This window comes from Faecalibacillus sp. TM498, from assembly GCF_020589955.1.
Classification (GTDB): domain Bacteria; phylum Bacillota_I; class Bacilli_A; order Erysipelotrichales; family Coprobacillaceae; genus Faecalibacillus; species Faecalibacillus intestinalis.
Map to the genome: position 1 here is coordinate 62774 of NZ_JAJDKB010000002.1, position 21211 is coordinate 83984.

Sequence of the window (21211 nt, forward strand, 5' to 3'; positions counted from 1 at the left end):
TAAAAACATGACTTATAAAATATCTATATTAACACCTGTTCATATATCATCAGGCAATAAAAATGCTTGTTTCTTATATCATCCTGATAAAAATGATCACTTTAATTGTTATAGAATAGAAGATTTATTACAATTTATTCCACCTCAAAAATTATTAGAATTACAACCAGATAATGCTAGTAATAATGGTAAAAAAGATATTATCAAGCTATTTAATAATTATATAAATTATAATCAATTAAAACCTCAGTACTTCTTATTTTATAAATTTAAACCTTTTTCTAAAGATGTCACTGAGCAAGTCAAATCATTAAATAAACCCTATATACCAGGTAGCAGTATAAAGGGTGCAATTATGAATGCCATTATATTTAATCTATTAAATGATAATAAAGAAAAAATAAAAGAATTTCTTATTAATTTTAATAGAAATTTATCTAAAAACTTTGAAAAAGAACTATTGTCTTATCTTTTTGGAAAAGATTTTGAAGAGATATTTAAATTATTTTCTTCTTGTATTTGTTGTGAAGATATATTTTTTGATACTATGATTCTTTGTGATAGTGATCGTTTAAACATGAAAAATAATAATCATAAAAAATCCCAAGAATTTAGTAAATTTGAATGTATTGATAACTTACAAGAAAAAAAGACTAATCTATTTATGATAGATCAAACTAGACAAAAAGTATTTTTAAATAAATATAGCAACAAAGAAATAATTAAAAAGTTACGTATATTTTTTAATAAAAGAAATATAATTATTGCTTGTAGAAATTATTTTCGAACTGTAATAAAAGATGATAAAAAATATTTTATTGAAGATCAATTTGATTATTTCAAAGAATCAGATTTTGAAGGAAGAGATCAAATCATAAATTTTTTAAATACTATATCTTTTGACAATAAAGATATATGTTATTTGCGAATAGGAAATAGTACGAATTACTTTTATAAATCAATCTCTATATTTATTAAAAAAAATTTTTATGAATTTTATGATAATAATTTCAGCTTATTCGCTCCAATTAGATTAGGGAAAAAGAATTCTCCTAAAGCAGATACTATGCCTAAAACAAGAATTATTTTTAAATATGATAGTGAATGTTATCTACCAGGATTTATTAAGGTTGAACCCTATGAAGAAAATTGAAATAGAGCTTATTTTACCACAAGGAGCACTTTTTTATCAAAATATTAATTTATTTATCTATAAACAATATATCAACTTTTTATATAAATTGAATTGTTTTGTAGTAGACCAAAAATGTTGCTCCTGTCCTCTTTCTAAAGAGTGTTATTATTATCATTGCACTGGGGAAAATTTTAAATATTATCCTAATATTTTAATAGAAAATTCTATTTTTACACAAGCTATTTTTCAAAAAGAAGGAATATTAAAAATATCATTTTTTATAATTGGTGAAGATACTAAACATATAAATTATCTTAAACTCTTTTTTCAATCCTATCTTAATCAAAAAATTCAAGGATATTTCTTTTATTTAAAAAATATAAACATGATAGATTGTAATCAAAAAAATATCAGTTTAAATCATATGATGATTTCTTCTTGCATTAAAACGACTGATTTTATTGATGAATATAATCAAATGATCAATTATTACAACAAACGTTATTTAACTCAATACAATAATTTATCTAATTGTATGATAGATATTAAAAATATTAAGCATAGTCAACAAGAAGGTATTCAATTTAAAACAAAGAAAATAGTACCTAGAGGATTTACATATCAAATATTATTTAATGAAAACATTAATATACCATTAGATATTTTATATATCGGCATTGGAAATTTCAATTTTATAGGAGGTGGAAAACTTGAGACTTAAAATACAATTATCTTATAATAATTTTAAGGTTCCTATGAGTTATCAAAGCATTCTACAAGGTGTTATTTATTCATTATTATCTAAGGATAAATTAGGAGATTTTTATCATAATGATGGATATCATTATGATAAAAAAATATTTAAATGTTTTACATTTAGTCAACTATTTGGAAAATATAAAATTGAAAACAAATATTTAATTTTTGATAGTGATTTTTATTTCTATATTAGTTCTTTAGATGAAGAATTTTTAAAACATGTATATAAAACACTTCTTTTAAATGATTCATTATTAATTAATAAACAACAAGTAAAAATTAAAAATATATCTATTCTTAATTTACAACCTTTTATTGGAACAAAAAAAATATGCATTGAAACATTATCCCCTATGCTTATCTATTCAACAAAAGATAATTATTCAACATATTACAGACCTTCAGATAAAGAAAGTCTTAATTTTATTATTAACAATATTCAAGATAAGTGCCTTGCTTACCATTATCCAATAAAAGAATTAGTATTTAAAATTGATTATATAATATATGAAAAAAGAAGAATGATGAAATTTAAAAACTGCTTCTATGAATGTTTTATGACAAAATTAGAAATTGAAACAAATTTTGAAACATTATCACTTATTTATAACTGTGGGCTTTCAAGTAAGAATTCATGTGGTTTTGGCATGATAGATATTGCTCATGAAAAAAGTAATATATCTTTATAAAAGTGGTCGATTACTATGTAAAGATTATTCCTTAATATTAAAAGATAAAAAAGATTATGTAAATTACATTCCTATTGAACAAATAGATACGCTTATTTGTTTTGGAGAAATTTCAATAAATAAACGTACTTTATCATTATTAAATAAACATAATATAGTTATTTTATTTTTTAATTTTTATGGTCAATATATTGGAAAATTTACACCTAAACAATATCTAGATGGAAAAATATTAATCAATCAAATTTATGCTTTTGAAAATGAAATGATACGAAATCATATAGCAAGAACTATGATTATCTCATCATTAAAAAATTGTTTAGCACTGTTGAAATATTATAATAAAAAACTGTTTCCTTTACTAGACAATATTATTGAAATAGAATCTATTATCAAAGAATGTAAAAATAAATCCGTAAATGAGCTTCTATTATTAGAAGCTCAAGCAAAGAAAATATATTTTAATAGTTTTGATATTATTCTAGAAAAAGAAAAGTATCATTTTATAAAAAGAACAAAGAATCCTCCTCAAAATGAGATAAATGCTTTATTGAGCTATGGATATTCTTTACTTTATGCTAATTATATATCTGTTACAGATAGGAGTCGTCTTTACTCACAAATTTCATTTGTTCACAGTTTAACTAAATGTAGTGAATCTTTACAATTTGATTTAGCCGATATATTAAAACCAGTATTGGTTGATAGACTTGTTCTTAGTCTTTGTAGACATAAATTATTAAAAGATGAATATTTTGATTACAAAAGTGATAGATGTTATCTCAACAAAGAAGGTGTTAAATTCTTTGTTGAAAAATATGAAAATTATCTTTTGAAAACAATCAAAATAAATAATAGATACTATTCATATAGAAATCTTATATCTCGTGAAGTTCACTTGCTTTCTAATTACATCGCTAATGAATCAAATGATTACAAACCATATATTATGAAGTGGTAAAATGTATATAATTTGTACTTATGATGTAAAAAGCAAGAACTGTCCAAAGTTTATGAAGTTGTTAAGAAGATATCTTTTTCATGTTCAGGAATCTGTATTTGAAGGTGAACTTACACCAGCAACATATAAAAAATTAACTAAAGAGTTAGAAAAAATCATTACAGATGATGATCATGTTGCAATCTATTATTCATATAATTCTAAAATGATTAAGAAACAAGAAATCGGTAAATCTATTGATAAAACACGTTTCATAATAGATTAATATCGACTATCCCCTAATTACTATAAGAATTCTATTACAAAAAACTTATATTTTTGATAGATAGTCGATATTTTTAATCATTTTTCTTCTTATTTTTACATATTTTTAGTATATTAACAAATCAATTTATATTATTCATTAAATATGTTAATATTTCATTGTTAGATATCATACTTATTAAGGATTAACGCTTATTTTTTGGTATTCTCTATCAATCTCAATAATAACAGTTAGATATCATACTTATTAAGGATTAACGCAATACTTGAACTGCTAATCTGATATAATGATTTTTACGTTAGATATCATACTTATTAAGGATTAACGCCAATTTAATCATTTTTATATTTTCCTTTCTTAATAAACTGTTAGATATCATACTTATTAAGGATTAACGCTCTTCTATGAAGTTTTCTAAAGCTTCTTTGTATTTCTTGTTAGATATCATACTTATTAAGGATTAACGCAAGCATTGAATTGTGCTTCAACTTGTTCTTCAAATTTCTTGTTAGATATCATACTTATTAAGGATTAACGCAATAGGTAACATGAGGATTATAATTATGTTATCTATTTGTTAGATATCATACTTATTAAGGATTAACGCCATTTTCATAATATGATTGTCTATTTTCAATTCTTTCTGTTAGATATCATACTTATTAAGGATTAACGCCTTTCTCCTTATCTAATCTCAACGTATAGATCATCTTTCTGTTAGATATCATACTTATTAAGGATTAACGCAGGAAAATGATTTAATTCGACAATTTTGTCATTTAAGTTAGATATCATACTTATTAAGGATTAACGCCAATCTCTATTGATTGCTTTAAATGTATTCGATTCACGAGTTAGATATCATACTTATTAAGGATTAACGCCATTATCGCGAGGGTATGCGATAATGATAAGAAAAGCGTTAGATATCATACTTATTAAGGATTAACGCTAATATAATCATGGTCAGTTACATTTTCGATTATTCCAGTTAGATATCATACTTATTAAGGATTAACGCTTTTATCAGACAATTCATTTGTCGCCTTTTGAATATGTTAGATATCATACTTATTAAGGATTAACGCTAATGGTTCTTGATTAATTTTTCGCTAATTATTTCGTGTTAGATATCATACTTATTAAGGATTAACGCTATTGATAACCATGTTCAATATAATATTTCAATAATTCAGTTAGATATCATACTTATTAAGGATTAACGCTTGATTTATTTTCCATTTCTAAACACGTCCTCTACACTTGTTAGATATCATACTTATTAAGGATTAACGCCTTTATGTGATATATTTATTAATCTCAACATTCTCTCGTTAGATATCATACTTATTAAGGATTAACGCGCTACTGTTTTGATTGCTCTAATACCTGCAGCTTTCAAGTTAGATATCATACTTATTAAGGATTAACGCCATTTTCAATCACCTCATACCTATCTAAAATATCTTGTTAGATATCATACTTATTAAGGATTAACGCAATAGGTTTGTTCATAAAGTTTTTAATTGATTTTTTGTTAGATATCATACTTATTAAGGATTAACGCTCTTCTATCTTTGGTAATCTTATTTGCCAATTCATGTTAGATATCATACTTATTAAGGCATATTTTTATTTCTATCTAATAATGAAAAAACTATATTTTATGTTCTTCTTTTAGTACAATAGAATATATACAAAGGAGAGCGTTATGAGTAAAATTGTATTTTTAGATGTTGATGGAACTTTAATTGTCTATGAAACAAAGTTACCTGATTCAGCAAGAAAAGCTGTTGATTAAGACAGAGTTCATGGCCATAAAGTCTATATTTGTACAGGTTGTTCTAAAGATGAAATCTTACAAAGAAATCTATGTGAGTTAGATGGGATGATTTTAGAAAATGGTACTTATGTAGAAGATCATGATCATGTTATTATGCATCAAGCAATGCCTTTAGAAGAAGTAAAAAAGGTGGTTCATTGGTGTCAAGAAAGAAATCTTGCTTTTTACTTAGAAACAAATAGTGGGGTTTATTGTAATGATCAAATGATTAAAGATGGACCAGCTGTAATGATTAAATACGGTCAAGGTAAAGGTGCAGATCTTTCAAATGCAACAGAAAAGGCAAAAAGTTTTATTGATTCTTTTACATTAATTCATGGAGATGAATTTTATCGTGAAGATGTTAATAAAATAGACTTTATTATTCGTGATGATCAAGATCATTTAGATGCAATTACTGCCTTTCCTCATTTAGCACATAATACTTGGGGAGATAAAGGAGACCTTGCTTTATTTAGTGACTTAGGTCCTACAGGAATTAATAAAAAAACATGCCATTGAAGTGTTGTTGGATTATTTAAAAGTGGATAAAGAAGATACCATTTCTTTTGGTGATGCCAAAGTAGATTTGTCTATGTTTGAATGTTGTGGTTTCAATGTCGCGATGGGTAATGGCGGACCAGAAATCAAAGAAGCCGCTGATTATATTACCAATGATGTAAATGAAGACGGACTTTATAATGCTTTTAAATATTTAAAATTAATATAAAAAGGAGAAAGGTATGAGTAAAATTGTATTTTTAGATGTCGATGGAACATTAATTGATTATGAAGCAAAATTACCTGCTTCAGCTGCAAAAGCTGTTGATCAAGCTAGAGCTAATGGCCATAAAGTTTATATTTGTACAGGATGTTCAAAAGCAGAAATCTTACAAAGAAATTTATGTGATTTAGATGGAATGATTGGTGGAAATGGTGCTTATGTTGAAGATAATAATCATGTTGTAATGCATCAAGGTTTGTCTAAAGAAGATGTAAAAAATATTGTTGATTGGTGTAATGAAAGACATATTGGTTTTTATTTAGAAGCTAATAGTGGTATGTATTGTAATGATTATATGTTAGAACAAGGACCTAAAACCATGGTAAAATACGCCAAAGGTAAAGGAGCAAGCTTAGAGAATGCCAAAAGTTCTGCTCAACATTTTATTAATGGTTTCATTCATTTACAAGGAGATGAGTTATACCGTGACGATGTTAATAAAATCAGTTTCATTTTAAGAACATATCAAGACCATTTAGATTCTAAAGTAGACTTCCCTCATTTAGTTGCGAATACTTGGGGAGGTAAAGGAGAAGTTGCATTATTTGGTGATTTAGGACCTACAGGTATTACTAAAAGACATGCTATTGAAGTCCTATTAGATTATTTACATGCTGATCCTAAAGATACGATTTCTTTTGGTGATGCTAAAATTGACTTGTCGATGTTTGAATGTTGCGCTTATAATGTTGCGATGGGTAATGGTGGTTCTGAAATTAAAGAAGCCGCTGATTATATTACTGATGATGTAAATGAAGATGGTTTATACAATGCCTTTAAATATTTAAAATTAATTTAAAGTTGCTTAAATAAATATTATTTGATAGAATAAATTTCATAAAAGGGAGTAGCTTGCCAAGCACTTGGTTCACTTCTTCGTCAGTACAGTTATAAAATTTATAACTCGGAAAGTGATTGAATAGCGAGACTTTTACTGCAATGCAGTAGGAGTCCGCTTTTTTTATACCTACTGCAAAATAAAAGGAAGGAGTAATCGTTATGATTCAACAAATTATTATTTTATTAGTAGGTTTTATTTTTCTAGTAAAAGGAGCTGATTGGTTTGTAGACGGGGCGGCAAGTATTGCTAGAAAAATGGGTATTCCCCAACTAATCATTGGTCTTACAATTGTTGCTATGGGAACAAGTATGCCTGAAGCTGCTGTAAGTATTACGGCTGCCATGCAACAAAATGCAGGGATTACTATTGGAAATGTGGTAGGTAGTAATATCTTAAATATTTTTATTATTTTAGGTATTACAGCCTTGATCACCAATGTAAAAATACAAAAATCAACCATCCGTTATGAAATTCCCTTTATGATTTTTATAACAATCATCCTCATGATCTTTGGTATGACAAATATGAAAATTAATTTTATTGAAGGTGTTTTCCTTTGGATTCTTTTTATTGCTTATCTTGTTTATCTATTTATCATGGCAAGAAATAGTGAAACTCAAGAAGAAGAAAAAGATATTCCCGTTTGGAAATGTCTTCTCTTTATTCTCATTGGAGGAATCCTTGTTGTTAAAGGAAGTGACTTTGCGGTAAGTGGGGCCAGTGCCATTGCTCGTTATTTTGGTATGAGTGAACGATTTATTGGTTTAACAATTGTTGCTTTTGGAACATCACTTCCTGAACTCGTCACTTCAGTAACAGCTGCAAAACGTGGTAATGCAGGAATTGCGATAGGCAATATTGTAGGAAGCAATATTTTTAATATTCTTTTTGTTATTGGAACAACATCTCTTATTTGTAGTGTTCCTTTTGAAAGTAAGTTTATGATCGATTCTATGATTGCAGTAATAGCTGGATTAGTTCTCTGGTTTGGTACAATGAAACATCAAGAATTAAGGAAACCTTGTGGAATCATTATGCTTTTATGTTATGGACTTTATTTTATGTATTTGTGTTTGATGTAAATTCTATTTACAAAAAAATTAAATAATAAATTAGAAAATGTAAATGTCTCTCCGTTTACATTTTTTTATATTTCAAAACTTTTTAAAATCAATAAACTAATGGATGTGAGGTGAGGGTGATGAGTCAAAGAGAAGAAAAAGTAAGAGAATTACATAACCAAGGTTTCAACTGTGCTCAAGCGTTTTTATGTAGTTACCAAGATCTTTTGCTAAGTAATCTTTATCTAACTCACGCCCTTGAGCAAGCCATTTTTTAACAATATCTAACGCCTGTGCAATTTTAATCACATTTTTCCCAATATGCCCAACTCCTACAACACCTAACGTTTTACCATTAACTTCAACATGAGGGACTTGTAAATTATGAATAAAGTTATCATGATTGCAGTATGAGCAACACGCTTTGAACTATAAGATGGAATATTACAAACAGTAATTTTCTTTTCCTTTGCCGCATCAAGATCTATATTGTTATAACCTGTTCCAGCTTCACAAATTAATTTTACAGAATCTGGAAATTGTCGTATCATCGTATACTGTTAAATCAGATGATAGTATTGATAAATCTAATTTTCTATCAAAATTCATTTTTTTTAGCATTTAATAAAACACATTTGTTGTTCATAAATAATCCCCTAAATATTAAAAGAAAGCAATTCCTTTTTTTTACACCTATAATAAATTAATCCTATTAAATCTGCAAGTGCCCATCCAATAGGAACAGACCACCAAATACCAGTAACACCAATCGCTGGAATTGCTGATAAAACATAAGCTAACACAACTCGTGTCCCTAAAGAAAATATTGTAAGAACGACACTCATACCAGGTTTACCTAAAGCACGATACAAACCATACAACAAAAACAAACAACCAATTCCACAATAAAAGGCACCTTCAATTTTTAAATACTTGACACCTTCCATAATAATTTCTGTTTCTTTTGCATCTATAAAAATAGTCATTAAATCTTTAGCAAAAATATATACAATAGTTGAAATAATTATGCAAAATCCCATAGAAAGACAAACTGCTGATTTTAATCCTGATTGAATACGCATTTTTTCTTTTGCACCATAGTTTTGAGCAATAAAAGTAGAAAATGCATTTCCAAAATCTTGTACTGGCATATATGCAAAAGCATCTATTTTAACAGCAGCAGCAAATGCTGCCATAACTACAGTTCCAAAACTATTCACTAACCCTTGTACCATTAAAATACCTAAATTCATTACTGATTGTTGAATACATGTAAGAACTGAAAACGAAATCACTTTATGAACCCTCTTTAAATGAAAATATTGTAATTTCATAATTGCTCGTACTTGTATATTTTTTATAAGTGAGTAAATACTGATGCCAATACCTGAAAGATATTGGGAAATCACCGTAGCAATAGCTGCACCTTCAACTCCTAATTTTAATACAATTACAAAAAATAAATCTAATACAATATTAAGTATTGCTGAAATAGCTAGAAATATAAGTGGAATCATTGAATTACCAATAGCTCTTAAATAAGAAGCAAAATAGTTATATAAAAAAATAGCTGGTATTCCTATAAAAATAACAATAAGATAGCCTTTCATATCTCCCCACACTTCATGCGGAACATGTAAAAAAACAGAAAGCTGATTAAGAAAAATATAAGATATTACTGTTAGTATAAACGTGATGAGTGCAATAAAGAAAAATGATGCACATACATCTTCCCGTAATCCTTTTTCATCTTTTTGTCCATATCTAATTGAAAACAACGCTCCACTTCCCATACATAAACCAAGGATTATAGATGTTATAAATGTCATTAAGGTAAACGATGAGCCAACACTTGCTAGAGCATTTTTACCGAGAAATTGACCAACAATCAATGTATCAACAATGTTATAACATTGTTGAAGTAAATCACCTAAAATCATTGGAATTGAAAAAAGAAGCATTGACTTTAAAACTGAACCTTTTGTTAAATCTCTATTCATCTTTTTGTATTCCTTTCGTAATATTTATCTTACGTTTCGTAAGAATTATAATCAATTATTTATTTTCAGTCAATATCTCTAATTTTTAAAAGATTTACTTATAATACGGAGCATGATAGTATTAAATAAATGATTAACGGAGGAATGATTATGTATTTAAATGGACTTGATGAATTAGATCAAAAAATTGTTCAATTATTAATAAAAAATGCACGTCTTTCTTACTCTGATATTGGAAAAGAGGTAGGGATTTCTAGAGTTGCTGTAAAAGCTAGAATTCAAGCATTAGAAAAAAAAGGGGTTATTGAAGAATATACAACAATTATCAATCCTCAAAAAATCAGTGGCGCTATATCTTGCTATTTTGAAATTGAAACATTGTCAAATTCGTTTACTGATGTTATAGACATATTAAACCAAAATAATATTGTTACTCAAATTTATCGTGTTACAGGAAAAAACAAATTACATGTACATGCTGTTGCTGCTTCTAATAGTGAAATGGAACATTTCTTACATACTACTATTGATACATTACCAGGGGTTACTAGTTGTAGTTGTAATATTATTCTCTCACGTATTAAAGATATTAAAGGATTACGTTTATAATGAAATGGACATGGGGTCCACTTTTGTTTCATTTTCATCCTTATTTAAAATAACAAAGAATTATTAAAAAGAAGGGAAGAAAATTCTTAATATTTTTTAAAGAATATATTCGCCAGATTCACCTATTTTGTAAAGTTTTGCGATTTCAAACCGCAGAACTTTTTATTTTCTTATACTTTTGCGATTAAAAATACAAAAAAGCGATAGAAAAACTACCACTTTTAAATTATTCTTCAAAATATTCTTTTTCTATTTTTAGCTGTTTATTTTATTTTGTTACAGCCTCTTCTATTTTCCCTTCTTTAATTCTTAAAGATACATCACACATCTTTGCTAGAGTAGGTGAATGGGTTACCAAAATAACACATTTATGATGAATATGTGCTAAATCTAAGAAAGTATTCATGATCTCTATTGAATTCTTTTCATCAAGGTTACCTGTGGGTTCATCACAAAGGATCAAATCGACTTCTCTTGCAATAGCACGTGCAATCGCAACTCTTTGCTGTTGTCCTCCAGATAGTTGTCGAATATCTCTTTTACATTCATCTTTGGAAAGTCCAAGTTGTTCAAGAATAGATAAACAATATTCTTTTTTATCTTTTCTTTTGATCCCTGCAATTTCTAAAGCAGACATAACATTTTCTAAAGCATTCATATAGTAAATGAGGTTATATGATTGAAAGACAATAGAGATATCTTCTCGACGATATTTATTTAAACCTATTTCTTGAATATCTTTTCCTTTGAATAAGACTTTTCCTTCATCTGGTTTATCTAAACCAGATGAAAGTGAAAGAGTTGTTGTTTTCCCACTTCCACTTGCACCAACAACAGCATATATTTTACCTTTTTCAAATGAATAAGAAGCATGTTCTAAAATTTTATTTTTTTCTTTACCATCTTGATAACTATAGTTTACATTTTCTAATTCTAATAACTTTTCCATCTTAACCTTCCTTTCTAGATAAGATTTGTCTAGGTGTAAGTCTTAATACATAGGCTGCAGGTACAGCAATAGAAACAATACAGATTGCTGTTGTAACACCGGCAAGTTGAACGACATTTTCACCTGTAATTGAAACATCTAATTCTTGATTTGATGGTCCTTCCATCATATTTCCTAGGAAATTTTCTTTTGTTTGTGTATTAGTTTTTTGTTGATTATCATTTGGTTGTTCACCTTTTTGATCCATTTGCATGGCATTTGAAGAAGAACCACTTTCTAACATATTACCCATATAACGAGATGTTAATTGTCCTGTACCTAAAGAAATCACAAAAGCAACTACTGCAATTAATCCTATTTCAATAAGTTGTTGAGCAATAATTTTAACTTTACTTTGTCCAAGTGATAAAAGAACACCAATTTCATAATATCTATTTCTAATTGTTAGAGCTAAAATTAAACAAAGAATTGCACTACCAGCAATCACTACGATCCATACAAACATCTTTGCGAATGATTGCATACTTTCAAGAGAAGAAGCATTTTGTTGATAAAGACGATCATTGGCATCTAATGAGAATGTATCAAAATCAATATCACTTTTCTTTTTCGCAAGTTCTACAAAAGCTTCTGCATTTTCTGGATCATCTAAATAATAAATTGCTGATGTAATGTTTTCACTACTTCCAGTAAGTGTTTGCCCAACTGATAAATCAGTATAAATCGTGTTTACTGGATTATTGAAATGGGCAGCACCAATTTCATTTGTTGATTGAATTTCATAAATACCTACAATTGTAAGTTCTTGAATAATTGTTTCATCATTAACTGTGGTTGTAATAGTAAAAGTATCACCAACACTTAAATCATTATCACTTGCAAGATTGGTTTCAATGACACAGTTATTTGTATTTGCATCATCACTTGTAAGCAAACGACCATCTGTTAAGGTATAATTACTGTTTGTAAATGAATCTAAATATTCCATTGTAGTATTAGCACTGATTGTAAAATCACCTTGATTTGAAGCTTGTTCTGGTTGATCATTTGGCTTATTTGTATCTTGCTGATTATTACTATTATCCGATTTATTTTCTACTGCTGAAATAGAATCACTATCAGCTGATGTAGATATTTGATAATTATAACTTTCTACATACTTTAAATTTTTTAAACTATCTGCCATGGTTGTTGTTAATGATGTCTCATTACTTACGGCTGCACCTGGTTCTCTATTTTTCATCATGTTTCTAAAATCAACAGAAAGAGTTACATCATTTCCTAAACTACTACGAATTTGATCCATTGATTTTTGTGTTGATGATTGAATGGATAAACCAGCAATGACGAGATTGGTAATAACGACAATTATTACAAATAATAAAATCGTTTTTCCTATGTTTTTCTTTAAACTTAAAAGTGCGTTTTTTATCATACTTTCTACCTCCATCTTCAATATAAAGAAAAAGTATATCCATAAAATGGAATAATTATGTAAAAAAAAGGGGGATACATTATATATTTTATTGCTTTTCTTATTATTTAAAGTTACCCTTATAAAGAAAGAGAAGGGATAAAATATGAAATTAGATAATTTGGCTATAGGAAAAAGTGCTGTAATTATCTCTGTAGGAGGAACAGGAGCATTAAGACAACACTTTTTAGATATGGGACTTATCCAAGGTGTAGAAGTAACTGTGGTAAAATATGCACCAATGGGGGATCCCATTGAAATTAAAATACATGATTATGAGCTTACTTTAAGGAAAGAAGATGCTCAAAAAATAGAAGTTAAAGAAATTACTAAAAAAGAAGAATTAAAAAATGAAAACATTATTCTTAAAAATAAAAACCATCCAGGGTATGGTGAATCAAGTTACGATAAAATCAATAATCATCAAATCTATCATGAAAGTGATCTACTTACTTTTGCCTTAGTTGGTAATCAAAACTGTGGTAAAACAACTTTATTTAATCAACTAACTGGTTCTAATCAACATGTTGGTAATTTTCCAGGAGTCACTGTTGATCGTAAAGATGGTGTGATTAAAGGCTACAAAAATACCCTTATAACGGATCTACCAGGAATTTATTCAATGTCACCTTATAGTAGTGAAGAAATCGTGACTAGAAATTTCTTATTAAAAGAAAAACCAAAAGCAATCATTAATATTGTTGATGCAACAAATATTGAAAGAAATCTTTATTTAACAATGCAACTATTAGAACTCAATATGCCTATGGTTGTTGCTTTAAATATGATGGATGAAATGTCAGGAAATGGGGGAACCGTTCTTATTAATGAATTAGAAGCACATTTAGGAGTTCCTGTCGTCCCTATTTCAGCCGCTAAAGGAGAAGGTATTGATGAATTAGTCAGTCATGTTTTACATGTTGCTTATTATCAAGAAAAACCTCAATTTTTACAACATTTTGATAATCAAGCTCTTGATCGTTGTATTAATGCAATTGAACATCTTATTGAAGATCATGCAAAAAAAGCAAGAATTCCTTTACGTTTTGCAGCAAGTAAACTTGCAGAAAATGATTCTCTTTTATTAGAACAACTTGATTTAAGTCAAAATGAAAAGGAAATTTTAGAACACATTCGTAAACAACTTGAAGAAGAAAGTAGTTTTGATTGTTCAGCTGCTATTGCCAGTGATCGTTTTCATTCAATCATTAATATTTGTAGACAAACTGTGAAGAAACCTCATGAAAGTAAAGAAAGATTAAGAAGTCAGAAAATTGATCAATTTTTAACTGGAAAATATACAGGTATTCCCGCATTTATTGGAATTATGGGTATCGTTTTCTTTTTGACCTTTAATGTTATTGGTTCTTTTTTACAAGGTATCCTGGAAAATGGTGTATCTATTGTAACAAATTATGTTGATACTCTTCTAACCCAAGCACAAATCAATGTAGCTTTACATTCTTTGATTATTGATGGGATTTTTAATGGGGTAGGAACTGTTTTAAGCTTCTTACCAATTATTGTTACTTTATTTTTCTTCTTATCTATTTTAGAAGATAGTGGTTATATGGCTCGTGTTGCTTTTATTATGGATAAACTTCTTAGAAAAATTGGTCTTTCAGGAAGAAGTATTGTTCCAATGTTGATTGGCTTTGGTTGTACTGTTCCTGGTGTTATGGCTAGTCGTACACTTTCATCAAGAAGAGATCGACAAATGACAATTATTCTTACACCATTTATGTCATGTTCAGCAAAACTACCAATTTATGCTTTCTTTACCTCTGTCTTTTTTCCAGGCAAAGGTGCTTTGGTAATGATTTTCTTATATGTTTTTGGTATTTTAACAGGTATTATCTTTGCTTTGATTTTAAAAGGATCCCTTTTTAAAGGTGAACCTGTTCCTTTTGTCATGGAACTTCCAAACTACCGTATGCCGGGTGCTAAAAACGTCTGTCAATTATTATGGGAAAAAGCTAAAGATTTCTTACAACGCGCTTTTACTGTCATCTTTGTCGCAACCATCGTTATTTGGTTCTTACAAACATTTGATTTAAGATTTAATATTGTAACTGAATCTAAAGATAGTATTCTTGCTATTCTCGCAGGATATATTGCTCCAATCTTTAATCCATTAGGATTTGGTGACTGGCGCATTTCAACAGCCCTTATTTCAGGATTTATGGCAAAGGAAAGTGTTGTTTCGACATTATCTATTCTTTATGGTTCAACCCAATCATTGTTGATGTCACTTACAACACCAGCTGCTTTATCTTTACTTATTTTCTGTTTACTTTATACACCTTGTATTGCAGCGATTGCTGCAATCAAAAGAGAACTTAATGGTAAATGGGCATTGATTGTTGTCTTTGGACAATGCCTTATTGCTTGGCTTGCCTCTTTTGTTGTGTATCATTTGATTTTATTGGTATTTTAATATTGTAACATCAGTTTTTGCATTGTAACAATTAGATTGTTACAATGCAATTTTTATTGTTACAACAAAAAAACAGATCCAAGGGAAGGGAAAAGATCTGCTTATTACTATTATCTATTATTATTTTTTAAAAAGGGAAATTGATAATTAAGTTTTGAGTTTAAGTAAGTTCTTGTTCCTCCTTTCGGGTATTATCATAGATAAGTTTTATGAATTTTATTTAACTTTTTCATGTTTCTTTCTTGTTTGTTTTGTCAAAAATTATGGAATAAAAAAATGCAACGTTAAATAACATTGCATTTTTAAATTGCTTTAATATTTTGGTGTTAATTCTACATACATATCTTTGTATTGTTTTGCGCTTTGTTGCCAAGAAACATCTTTATTCATATCGCGAACAACCATTTCATCCCAAGATTTTCTATTTTCAAAATAAAGTGTTTTAGCACGATTAATTGCATCATAAAGAAGTCCACTTTCATAACGATCAAAGGTAAAGCCATTACCTGTATTATCAAATAGATTATAAGGTTGAACAGTATCTTTAAGTCCACCTGTTTCTCTTACAATTGGGATAGAACCATATCTCATACTAATAAGTTGTGTAAGTCCACAAGGTTCAAATCTTGATGGTACCAGTAAAGCATCGCATCCTGCATAAATATTGTGAGCGACATTTTCATTGTAGGCAATATATGCACAGAAGTTTCCTTTATATTTATTTTCATAATAACGGAAAGCATCTTCATACATCGCATCCCCTGTACCTAAAACAACAACTTGTGTATGTTCATCCATAATACTTGGAATAACATCATTAACAAGATCAAGGCCTTTTTGATTTGTAAGACGCGAAATAAGTCCAATAACAATTTTATGATCATCAACTTCTAATCCTAAGGATTCTTGAAGTGCTTTTTTATTCGCTTTTTTATTCTTGATAACAGATTGGCTATCATATTGAGCAGCTAAAAGTTTATCTGTTGCTGGATTCCAAATATCTGTGTCAATACCATTAACAATTCCTAAAATCTTACTACTATGATATCTTAAATGTTCTTCAAGACCTTCACCATACTCTTCTGTTTGAATTTCTCCAGCATACGTATTACTTACTGTTGTTAATTTATTACAATAAGTGATACCACCTTTTAACATATTCGCATCTAACCAATTTTGTGTCATACAATCTTTATTGAAGACATAATCAGGAAGATCTGACCAATATTGAATTGTTTTTCGATCATAGATACCTTGGAATCTTAAGTTATGAATTGTAAGAACAGCACCTGCACGTCCTACATTTGTATCTTTAAAGCTTGTTCTTAAATAAAGAGGAACTAAAGCTGCTTGCCAATCATGACAATGTACAATATCTGGTGTCCAATTTAAATAATTAAGTGCCGCAAGAGCTGCTTTACTAAAATAACAGAACTTAGGAATATCATCAATAAGATTCGTATATGGATTTCCCCATGAGAAAAATTCATCATTATCGATAAAATCATAAACAACACCATCTTCTTGATATTCCATAATACCTACATAATATGGTTTTCCATCTGCACATAGATCCATATAAAATGATCCTTTATATTCCATCTTTTCTTGGAACTTTTGAGGAATACATTTATATCTAGGAATAATAACTTTAACATCCATATTTAATTTAGCTAAACTCTTTGGAAGAGCTGACATAACATCCCCTAATCCACCCGTTTTTACAAATGGATAACATTCTGAACCAATAAAAGCAACACTTCTACGAGGTCCTAAATCAATTGGTTGTGATTTTTCAACAGGAACTTCTTGAATAACTTCTGTTGGTTTAGGCTCAACAGGTGTTTCACTTTTTACAGATTTTGGTTTAGCAGTAGTTGTTTTTTTTCTTGTAGCTGTTGTTGATTTAGCAGTTGTTGTCTTTTTAGTAGTTGCTTTCTTAGTAGAAGCTGTTTTTTTAGTTGATGTTGTTTTGGCAGCAACTTTTTCAGTTGTGGTTTCTGATTTTGCAGTAGCTGTCTTTTTACTTGTAGCTGTTGTTGATTTAGCAGCTGTAGCCTTTTTAGTAGTCGCTTTCTTAGCAGGCGCTGTTTTTACAGCTGGTGCTGATTCAGCAGCAACAACTTTTTCACTTGTTTCTTTTGGTTGAACAGTTGTCTTTGGTGTTGATTCAACAGTATCAACTTTTTTTGGTACTTCTACTGGTTTGACTTCAGTTACCTTTTCACTGGTAACTGGTTCCGATTTAACAACCGTATTGGCCTTTACACCCGTTGTTCTTTTTTTATTGGCTCTTGTTGTTCTTTTCTTACTTTTTTGAACTGTTTTTTTACTCATACTTTCTTCTCCCATCTTTAAAATAATATCATGTTTAAAACTCTAACTTCATCATTTTTTCTTATTAACATCTCCTATTATAGTCATTAGAATTTGCGATTTTTGTATCTTTTTAAAACTTTATTCATACAAAAATTATTTCATTTTAATTTACTTTTATATTCAAAATGTTCTTTTATTTATTGTACCATAATCAATGAATGTTGTTTATATATTCTGCACAAAAAAACAGATTCAAAAGGGAGGGGGAGAATCTGTTTTTTAATCTATTATTATCTTTTTTTAAAAGGGAAATTTATGATTAAGTTTTGTTTAAGTAAGTTCTTGTTCCTCCTTTCGTGTATTATCATAAAGAAGAAATATGAACTTTATTTTACTTTTTCATGTTTTCTCTTTGGTTGTTTTGTCAAAAATTATGGGATTAAAAAAGAAGTTCATTACAAACTTCTTATTATGTCTAAAATATCTTCTCCATACCAATCACATTTCTTTGGTCCAAATCCTTTTATTGCAAGGAGTTCTTCTATTGTTGTTGGTTTATAAGTAATGATTTCATTTAAAGTAATATCATTAAATATATAATAAGGTGGTAAATTCTTTTCTTGAGCTTTATTCATACGATATTTTTTTAAAGTCTCAATTAATTGATCATCATTATTAGCTTCTATACTTTCAAATGTATTTTCTTCTTGAATTGGCGGTATTTCTTGTTTTTGATGATACGATAAAAGTCCATCTGCCATAGCAATCATGTCTTTTTGATTTCTAAAAGCACTTTGTTCATGTTTCTTTATATAATCTATAAGCTGGTCTGCTTTAATAACTTTTTCTTTGATTTCTTTAGGAGCATAACGGCTTTTTAAGATAGACTTTGGATTTGCAAGGACAACAAGTGATTTAAAACCACTTGAAAAGGTCTTATCATAAAGAAATTTCATTACTGATCCTTTATCCTTTTCACGTAACATTTTATATAACTCTAAATGTCTTTGATTTTGTGTTATGGGTGAATAAATACCTTCTTTAATTATTTTTCCATTATAAGTATACTCTCTTGTAAAATTTCCCATAGAATCGATCATGATTGTCCCTATAAGATTTTTACATTCAATAAAATAAACCATTGATGGCGTAATAATAATGTAATCAATTTGTGCACTTAAATCATGATCTACCATATAAATATCATGTAAAACATACATTGGAAAATGACTATTCTTTAATTCAAATAAAATATTCTCTTCTCCTTCAATACCATACTGAATAAGTCTTGCTTTCTTTTCTAATTCTTTACTTGTATGTGTTTTTAAATATTCTTGTATTTGATTTAGTTCATTTATTGCCTTATTACTCCCTTTATAAATAACAGGTTCTTTTAATTTATCTTTAAATAACATAGATTTGTACCTCTCTCTATCTACCTTATCATTTTCATTATATAGAAACAACAAAAAACAGATTCAAAAGGGAGGGGAGAATCTGTTTTTTTATCTATTATTATCTTTTTTAAAAAGGGAAGTTTATAATTAAGTTTTGTTTAAGTAAGTTCTTGTTCCTCCTTTCGTGTATTATCATAAATAAGAAGTATGAACTTTATTTTACTTTTTCATGTTTCTTCTTTGGTTGTTTTATCAAAAATTATGTGATACCATTATTCCAAGTGATGCACCTTTGGGTGTTTTTTATTATAGGAGGGGGATCTATGAATAAAACACAAGATTTTACTAAGGGAGTTATTTGGAAACAATTACTTTTTTTCTTTTTTCCAATATTAATTGGAAGCTTTTTTCAACAACTATATAATACCGTTGATACCATTATTGTTGGTCAAGCTTGTGGGACAAATGCTCTTGCTGCTGTTGGTTCAACAGGGAATTTGACAAACTTAGTTGTTAACTTCTATGTTGGTTTATCAACTGGAGCTTCTGTTGTTATTGCTCAATATTATGGAGCTCATAATAAAGATAAGATACATCAAGCAGTCCATACTTCATATATGCTTGCTATTGTTAGTGGAATTATCATGATGCTTTTTGGTTTATTCTTTTCTTATCAATGTTTAGATGCAATAGGTGTTCCTCATGATATTTTAAATGATGCCAGTCTTTATATGAGACTTTACTTTTTAGGGATGATTCCTGGAGCTATTTATAATATTGGTTCAGGAATTTTAAGAGCTGTAGGAGATAGTAAAAGACCACTTTATTATTTAATTATTTGTAGTATTGTTAATGTTGTTTTTGATTTTGTTTTAGTTGTTATTTTACATAAAGGTATTGCTGGGGCAGCGATTGCGACTTTTATTGCTCAAACAGTATGTGCTATTTTAGTCACAATTCAACTAATGTTTTCTAAAGATGTTTATCAACTTACATTATCAAAAATTAAATTTCATTTACCTGTATTAAAGAAAATTGTCCAAATTGGAGCTCCTGCAGGAATTCAATCAACAATGTATAGTATCGCCAATATCGTCTTACAAACACATATTAATGCTTTTGGAACACAAACGATTGCTTCATGGTCAGTCTATGTAAAGATTGATGCTTTATTTTGGATGGCTATGGCAGCCATTGGTGCCGCAATTACAACTTTTGTAGGACAAAACTATGGTGCTCATCTTTATGATCGTATTCAAAAAGGAGCGAAAACAGCTTTAGCGATTGCCTTAACAATGGCAGTTTCTTTAAGTGTGATCTTATGCTTTGGGGGAAGTTATATTACAAAACTCTTTTCATCTGATCCAGCCATCACTAATCAATGTCAAAGTTTAATACTCTTTTTAATGCCTTTCTATTTTTCTTACTGTTGTGTAGAAATTTTTTCTGGAACAATGAGAGGTTGTGGAGAATCTTTTAAACCAATGCTTTTTGTCTGTCTTGGTATTTGTGTTTTGCGTGTTGCTTGGGTAACCTTTATTTCTCCTCATTATCCAACATTAAAAGGTGTTGTTATTTCTTATCCAATCACCTGGTTTACAACTTCCTTTCTCTTTATTATTTATTATAAACATTTTAAAAAAGATCATTTTGGAGCATAGTTATGCGACGAACAGAACGAGAAATTACAGATTTAAATAAAAGAAATC

At 28.5% G+C, this 21211-nt stretch carries 19 protein-coding genes and 1 CRISPR repeat array; of the genes, 13 read left to right on the forward strand and 6 right to left on the reverse strand.

Features of this window, described 5'->3' with window-relative positions; all coding sequences use genetic code 11:
- Positions 1-7: 7 nt before the first annotated feature.
- From csm5 to LJD32_RS01410, 10 genes are all read left to right on the forward strand, one after another.
- Positions 8-1153 carry a type III-A CRISPR-associated RAMP protein Csm5 gene (csm5, locus tag LJD32_RS01370; RefSeq protein ID WP_022002452.1) on the forward strand — a complete coding sequence of 382 codons (1146 nt, stop codon included), beginning with the start codon at positions 8-10 and terminating at the stop codon, positions 1151-1153.
- Positions 1140-1856, forward strand: coding sequence for a hypothetical protein (locus LJD32_RS01375; RefSeq protein WP_147580153.1), 717 nt, complete (start codon positions 1140-1142; stop codon positions 1854-1856). The genes csm5 and LJD32_RS01375 overlap by 14 nt, the downstream gene beginning before the upstream one ends.
- A complete protein-coding gene (cas6, locus tag LJD32_RS01380; RefSeq protein ID WP_147580154.1) occupies positions 1846-2583 on the forward strand; it encodes a CRISPR-associated endoribonuclease Cas6 in 738 nt (245 codons plus the stop codon). Before LJD32_RS01375 ends, cas6 begins: the two co-directional genes overlap by 11 nt.
- Complete coding sequence (gene cas1 / locus LJD32_RS01385) at positions 2558-3544, forward strand: CRISPR-associated endonuclease Cas1 (RefSeq protein ID WP_227391590.1); 987 nt, start codon at positions 2558-2560, stop codon at positions 3542-3544. The genes cas6 and cas1 overlap by 26 nt, the downstream gene beginning before the upstream one ends.
- Before the next feature lies 1 nt (position 3545).
- Positions 3546-3809 carry a CRISPR-associated endonuclease Cas2 gene (gene cas2, locus LJD32_RS01390; protein WP_147580156.1) on the forward strand — a complete coding sequence of 88 codons (264 nt, stop codon included), beginning with the start codon at positions 3546-3548 and terminating at the stop codon, positions 3807-3809.
- Positions 3810-3969: 160 nt separating this feature from the next.
- A CRISPR array of direct repeats spans positions 3970-5442; the repeat unit is 31 nt; unit sequence GTTAGATATCATACTTATTAAGGATTAACGC.
- A gap of 222 nt (positions 5443-5664) precedes the next feature.
- Positions 5665-6153, forward strand: a complete 489-nt coding sequence (locus LJD32_RS01395; protein WP_267309855.1) for an HAD hydrolase family protein — start codon at positions 5665-5667, stop codon at positions 6151-6153.
- Positions 6154-6160: 7 nt separating this feature from the next.
- Entirely contained in the window at positions 6161-6361 is a 201-nt protein-coding gene (locus LJD32_RS15220; protein ID WP_264472050.1) for an HAD hydrolase family protein, read from the forward strand.
- 13 nt (positions 6362-6374) lie between these two features.
- Positions 6375-7214, forward strand: a complete 840-nt coding sequence (locus LJD32_RS01400) for an HAD family hydrolase (RefSeq protein ID WP_227391591.1) — start codon at positions 6375-6377, stop codon at positions 7212-7214.
- Positions 7215-7414: 200 nt separating this feature from the next.
- Positions 7415-8338 carry a calcium/sodium antiporter gene (locus LJD32_RS01405; RefSeq protein WP_227391592.1) on the forward strand — a complete coding sequence of 308 codons (924 nt, stop codon included), beginning with the start codon at positions 7415-7417 and terminating at the stop codon, positions 8336-8338.
- Between the two features lie 119 nt (positions 8339-8457).
- Entirely contained in the window at positions 8458-8595 is a 138-nt protein-coding gene (locus tag LJD32_RS01410; RefSeq protein ID WP_167693749.1) for a hypothetical protein, read from the forward strand.
- A 63-nt stretch (positions 8596-8658) separates the two neighbouring features.
- On the opposite strand, the gene LJD32_RS15585 is transcribed toward LJD32_RS01410, so the two are convergent.
- On the reverse strand, positions 8659-8868 hold the full coding sequence (locus LJD32_RS15585; protein WP_227391593.1) for a hypothetical protein: 210 nt from the start codon (positions 8866-8868) through the stop codon (positions 8659-8661).
- Positions 8869-8973: 105 nt separating this feature from the next.
- The gene (locus LJD32_RS01425) at positions 8974-10317 is read right to left on the reverse strand and encodes an MATE family efflux transporter (RefSeq protein ID WP_227391594.1); all 1344 of its coding nucleotides are present in this window, start codon (positions 10315-10317) and stop codon (positions 8974-8976) included.
- A gap of 150 nt (positions 10318-10467) precedes the next feature.
- Here LJD32_RS01425 and LJD32_RS01430 point away from each other — a divergent pair, with 150 nt between their 5' ends.
- Positions 10468-10926, forward strand: a complete 459-nt coding sequence (locus LJD32_RS01430; RefSeq protein ID WP_032091057.1) for an Lrp/AsnC family transcriptional regulator — start codon at positions 10468-10470, stop codon at positions 10924-10926.
- A 268-nt stretch (positions 10927-11194) separates the two neighbouring features.
- Here the strand turns inward: LJD32_RS01430 and LJD32_RS01435 are convergent, their stop codons facing one another.
- Positions 11195-11875, reverse strand: a complete 681-nt coding sequence (locus LJD32_RS01435; RefSeq protein WP_227391595.1) for an ABC transporter ATP-binding protein — start codon at positions 11873-11875, stop codon at positions 11195-11197.
- 1 nt (position 11876) lies between these two features.
- On the reverse strand, positions 11877-13310 hold the full coding sequence (locus tag LJD32_RS01440) for an ABC transporter permease (RefSeq protein WP_227391596.1): 1434 nt from the start codon (positions 13308-13310) through the stop codon (positions 11877-11879).
- 145 nt (positions 13311-13455) lie between these two features.
- On the opposite strand from LJD32_RS01440, the gene feoB reads away from it, so the two are divergent.
- Entirely contained in the window at positions 13456-15786 is a 2331-nt protein-coding gene (feoB, locus tag LJD32_RS01445; RefSeq protein ID WP_227391597.1) for a ferrous iron transport protein B, read from the forward strand.
- A 312-nt stretch (positions 15787-16098) separates the two neighbouring features.
- Here the strand turns inward: feoB and LJD32_RS01450 are convergent, their stop codons facing one another.
- Complete coding sequence (locus LJD32_RS01450; RefSeq protein WP_227391598.1) at positions 16099-18123, reverse strand: glycogen synthase; 2025 nt, start codon at positions 18121-18123, stop codon at positions 16099-16101.
- Positions 18124-18560: 437 nt separating this feature from the next.
- Positions 18561-19520, reverse strand: coding sequence for an HRDC domain-containing protein (locus LJD32_RS01455; protein ID WP_227391599.1), 960 nt, complete (start codon positions 19518-19520; stop codon positions 18561-18563).
- A 305-nt stretch (positions 19521-19825) separates the two neighbouring features.
- On the opposite strand from LJD32_RS01455, the gene LJD32_RS01460 reads away from it, so the two are divergent.
- Entirely contained in the window at positions 19826-21163 is a 1338-nt protein-coding gene (locus LJD32_RS01460; RefSeq protein WP_227391600.1) for an MATE family efflux transporter, read from the forward strand.
- Positions 21164-21211 lie beyond the last annotated feature (48 nt).